This window comes from Methylomonas sp. BG-2, from assembly GCF_057766305.1.
This window is the reverse complement of the sequence record NZ_JBYMAP010000314.1, coordinates 1-3,712: the sequence shown is the minus strand read 5'-3', so window position 1 is coordinate 3,712 and position 3,712 is coordinate 1. Positions and strand designations below refer to the sequence as shown.

4 protein-coding genes are annotated in these 3,712 nt (G+C 57.1%); 1 reads left to right on the top strand and 3 read right to left on the bottom strand.

Translation table 11 applies throughout. The annotated features are described in order from the left end of the window. From AC3B8H_RS19370 to hemA, 3 genes are all read right to left on the bottom strand, one after another. Positions 1–352: class I SAM-dependent methyltransferase (locus AC3B8H_RS19370; protein WP_488443161.1), on the bottom strand; the 352-nt coding region annotated here is incomplete at its 3' end. Further along, on the bottom strand, positions 345–1,430 hold the full coding sequence (prfA, locus tag AC3B8H_RS19365; protein ID WP_488443160.1) for a peptide chain release factor 1: 1,086 nt from the start codon (positions 1,428–1,430) through the stop codon (positions 345–347). The genes AC3B8H_RS19370 and prfA, both read right to left, overlap by 8 nt. A gap of 6 nt (positions 1,431–1,436) precedes the next feature. After that, on the bottom strand, positions 1,437–2,687 hold the full coding sequence (gene hemA / locus AC3B8H_RS19360) for a glutamyl-tRNA reductase (RefSeq protein ID WP_488443159.1): 1,251 nt from the start codon (positions 2,685–2,687) through the stop codon (positions 1,437–1,439). 148 nt (positions 2,688–2,835) lie between these two features. On the opposite strand from hemA, the gene AC3B8H_RS19355 reads away from it, so the two are divergent. After that, the coding region (locus AC3B8H_RS19355; RefSeq protein WP_488443158.1) for a tetratricopeptide repeat protein at positions 2,836–3,712 on the top strand (877 nt) is incomplete at its 3' end.

The window sequence follows — 3,712 nt, the reverse complement described above, 5'->3', positions numbered from 1 at the left end:
CCAGGCTTAGCTCGACGAGCAGTTCGCTATCCGGGCGCGGAATCAGTACGTCGGGCGTGACTAAAAAATCGCGCGACCAGAACTCGCGGTGGCCGGTCAAATAAGCAATCGGCTGGCCTTGCGCGCGAAGCGCGAGCAAGTGTAGAAACTGTTCGGCGTGTTGAACGCCCGGGCGGCGTTCCGGCCAGGCCCGCAGATACGAGCGGGGCTGTTCCAAGCAATGGCACAGCAACACTTCGGCGTCGAGCCGCGCGGACGGAGATGTCTTTGCGAGTTGTCGCTCGCCGGCCGCGAGCAGCGCCGCGATCGAGGTAGCGGCGGGATCAACGGCGGTTTTGCTGCTATCAAGCATTGCCCAGTTGGGTCAGCAGTTCGGCTTGGTGTTCGTGGATCAACGGTTGAATGACTTGATCCAAAGCGCCTTCCATGATGTCTTCGAGTTTATACAGCGTCAGGTTGATGCGGTGATCGGTTAGGCGGCCTTGCGGATAATTGTAAGTGCGGATGCGTTCGGAACGGTCGCCGCTACCGACTTGTAGTTTACGGCTTTCCGATTGTTCGGCGTGTTGCTTTTCCTGTTCCGCGGCCAGCAGGCGGGCCTGCAATACCGACATGGCCCGCGCGCGGTTTTTGTGTTGCGAGCGTTCGTCCTGACACTCGACAACAACGCCGGTGGGGATATGGGTGATTCGAATTGCTGAATCGGTGCGGTTCACGTGCTGGCCTCCGGCACCGGAAGCGCGGTAGGTGTCGATGCGCAAGTCGGCCGGATTGATCTCGATTTCGTCGACGCTATCGACTTCCGGCATGATCGCGACGGTGCACGCGGAAGTATGCACGCGACCTTGGGATTCGGTTTCCGGCACGCGTTGCACCCGGTGGGTGCCGGACTCGAATTTCAGTTGCGAATAGACGTTCTGGCCGGCCACGCGCATGATGACTTCTTTATATCCGCCATGCTCGCCGCGATTTTCGTTGATGATTTCCACGCTCCAACCTTGGCGCTCGGCATAGCGCTGGTACATCCGCGCCAGATCCCCGGAAAAGATCGCGGCTTCGTCGCCCCCGGTGCCGGCGCGCACTTCCAGAAATATATTGCGGTTGTCGTTGGGGTCCTTGGGCAACAATAGAATTTGTAGGTCTTGTTCGAGTTGATCGCGCTGTTGTTCGGCCGATGCGATTTCTTCCTTAGCCATTTCCCGTAATTCCGGATCGCTGTCCTTGGCCATTTCCCTGGCCGATTCGAAGTTGGCCTCGTTAACCTGGTAAGCCTTGTAGCAGGCGACGATGGGTTCCAGCTGAGCGTATTCCTGGCTTAGGCTGCGGAACTGGTTTTGGTTGCTTTGCACTTCCGGTTGAGTGAGCAGTGCGGTGATTTCCTCGAAGCGTTCGCTTAAGGATTCCAGTCTGGTTTGTATCGAGGGTTTCATCAAGGGTTAACGTAATTTGAAAATTTCGCGCGAGGCGGCGATCAGGTCGTGGCGCTCGTTGGCGCCGGCTTCGCGCAATTGCGCGCAGGGCGTGTGGATGAGTTTGTTGGTCAGCGTATGGGCCAGACGCTGCAACACTTCTTCGGCGGATGCGCCGTTGCCGAGTTGCTGAATGGCTTTTTGCAAGGCTTCGTCGCGCGCCGCTTCGGCTTGTTGGCGGTAGTCTCGAATAGTTTCCTGCGCGCCTTGCGAGCGCAGCCACGCCAGGAAGTGTTCAACTTGGGTGTCGATGATTTCCTCGGCCTGCTCGGCGGCGCGGCGGCGCGAGTCCATGTTTTGGTTGACGGTATTTTGCAGATCGTCGACGGTGTACAAATAGACGTCGCGCAATTGCGCGACTTCGGCCTCGATGTCGCGGGGAACCGCGAGATCGACCATGAACATCGGCTTGTGCTTGCGCTTTTTGATCGCGCTTTCGACGCGGCCCTTGCCCAGAATCGGCAGTTGGCTGGCGGTGGAGGAGACGACGATGTCGGCTTCGGCGAGATGGTCGGGCAATTCGGAAAGCGCGATCGCATAGCCGTTGAATTGCATCGCCAGGGCGTGGGCCTTGTCGTAAGTGCGGTTGGCGATGATGATGCGGCCGATGCCGTGCTGGTATAAATGCCGGGCGGTCAGTTCTATCGTTTCGCCGGCGCCGATCAGCAACGCGGTTTGCTCGCTAAGCTTGTCGAAGATTTGCTGCGCCAGCTGCACGGCGGCAAAGGCGACCGACACCGGGCTGGAGCCGATCGCGGTGTCGGTGCGAACCTTCTTGGCGGCGGAAAAGGTGTGATGAAACAACTTGCTCAGATTTCTGCCCAGCGTGCCGGCTTGATAAGCGGCGTGGTAGGCGGTCTTCATTTGGCCGAGAATTTGCGGCTCGCCGAGTATCATTGAGTCCAGCCCGCAGGCGACCCGAAACATGTGGCGTATCGTTTCGCTGTCCTTGTAGCTGTAGAGGTAGGGGGTGAATTCCGCCGGCCGGATTTGCTTGGTGTCGGCGATCCAATCGATCAACGGCGCTTGGTCGTCGCTATCGGCTTGGCAGTAAAACTCGGTGCGGTTGCAGGTCGACAGGATGGCCGCTTCATTGATTTCCCGCAGGCCGCGCAAGTTCCGTAATGTGAAATCCAAGACGTCCGCCGGGAACGACAGGCGTTCCCGGACTGCTACCGGCGCGGTGTTGTAGTTGATGCCTACGGCGAGAAATGTCATCGGCTGCGAACAATAGCACACTGAAAGTATCCTATTTTAAGGACTGCGCGGTTTTTGTCCAAATGCAAACAAAGCCGGCCCCGTTTCGGCGCGGTTTTCTGGTAATCTATGGCGCTATATTTCTTGAAAAAACGGGTCGAATGATTGCATGAATAAATGGATAGGCATCGCAATACTTTCCGCTTTGTCGGGGTGCGCGTTAGCGCCGGAACAGCCGGCGGAAACCGAGGCCGCGGCGGTCAAGCCCGAGGGCTTGGATTTTAGAGTCAACCGCAATACCGTGATCGACGAGGAAGTCTTGTATTTGCTGATGGCGGCGGAAATGGCCGGTCAACGCAATCAATACGATTTAGCCATGGATGCGTACCTGCAAGCAGCCAAGCGCGTCAATGATCCTCGCATCGCCGAGCGAGCGGTAAAAATCGGTTTGTTCCTGAAGGATGAGCGGCGTACGCGGGAGGCTTTGTCGATCTGGTTGGAGAAGGACGGCAAGAATCTGGGCGCCCGAAAATTCGCGGTGATGCTGGCGTTGAAAAATGGCGATCGCGCTGCGGCCGTCGAACATTTGACTGCGATGCTGAACGATGATCCGGCCGGTTTCGAGGCTGGGATGCTGGAAATGGCCAAGATTTTGGAGAAAGAAGGTCGGGTGCAGTTTGCATACGACGTTTTGGATGATTTGGCTCGGCAGCGGCCCGATCAAGCCGGCTTGTTTTTCGTTCAGGCGGTGTTTGCTTCGTTATTGCCGAATAACGAATTGGCTCAGCAGAAAATCGATAGGGCTCTGGAGTTGCAACCCGACTGGAACAAAGCGGTCATTTTTCAAGCGCAATTGGCTGGGCGTGCCGGGGATATGGCGAAAGCCCGACAATTTTTGGAGCGCGCGGTCAAACAAGCGCCGGATGATAAGCAGCTGCGGAAAATGTTACTGGAAGTGTTGATTAACACCGGTGGGTTCGATGAAGCGATCAAATTGTGCCAAAACGTTTTGGAGGATAAGCCTGATGATCCGGAGTCGTTGTTTA

Bases quoted from the DNA above. Each gene is read 5' to 3' on its own strand.
- prfA (WP_488443160.1), bottom strand. From the start codon at position 1,430: ATGAAACCCTCGATACAAACCAGACTGGAATCCTTAAGCGAACGCTTC.
- hemA (WP_488443159.1), bottom strand. From the start codon at position 2,687: ATGACATTTCTCGCCGTAGGCATCAACTACAACACCGCGCCGGTAGCA.